Source organism: Virgibacillus carmonensis (assembly GCF_057836705.1).
The window spans coordinates 1-838 of record NZ_JBYQFJ010000103.1 but is presented as its reverse complement, the minus strand read 5'-3'; the positions used below and the strand labels follow the sequence as shown (position 1 = coordinate 838).

1 pseudogene is annotated in these 838 nt (G+C 44.0%); it reads right to left on the bottom strand.

Going from position 1 to position 838, the window contains the following annotated elements:
- Positions 1 to 720 (bottom strand): annotated as a pseudogene (locus tag AC3G7N_RS20725) (hypothetical protein); the annotation flags it as partial.
- Positions 721 to 838: the final 118 nt, after the last annotated feature.

The window sequence follows — 838 nt, the reverse complement described above, 5'->3', positions numbered from 1 at the left end:
GACACTGTATTCGGTATCAATGGCCAAATGTACATATGGCAATTTCAAATAAGGTTCGACTTTCTTCAAGCCTTCCATCACAGTGGCCTGTCCGAGTTGGATGTCCAGGAGCAATAATGCATTATTTTCTTTTGCAAGTTGTGCATATTGGTCGATTACCTCTTTCGACGGCCCGGAAATATATAAGCCTTCAGGTCCTGGCTTACGCTGTGCTACCGTTGCGATTAACTCAATCGTCGGTACGGCAGGGCGTTCGGGATCGAGTTTAGAATATGCTGCAGCCTGCTCCTTCAGCTTTTCCATCATTACTTCAGGAGGATATTCTCCGAGAATCCCCATATTTTCAGACTTCGGTGTTCCATAGAAAGCTACTAATCTATTATTTTTCAAGGGTCCGTCGGTCAGATCCTTTTTTCCTTTCAATAGTGTCTCGCCGAGCGGCACTGTTCTTGTGGGATCGGCCCCATGTGCTTCAGCAGCAGGCATGTTCTTTTTTACTTCCGGTGAATACTTTTCCTTCAGTGGTTTCGTATCTTTAGGTGGTTCAATTGGTTTATACGTTGGTTCTGCAGGTTTCTCTTTTTTCTCCTCCTTCTCCTTCTTGTCCTGCTTGTCCTCTCCCTTATTACTGTCTTCCGATGTATGATCTTTGGCGGAATTGTCATCCTGCTTTTGACCCTCATTGGTGGAGTTCGTAGCTTCACTGCATGCTGCAAGCACCGTGATACTAATGATGATTGACAGGATGATCACACGTTTTAACACTGCTTTTCACTTCCTTTAACTTACTTTTTATGTAATAGATTTCCTGTTCCCTAGGTGGGCAATTTTCAAACAC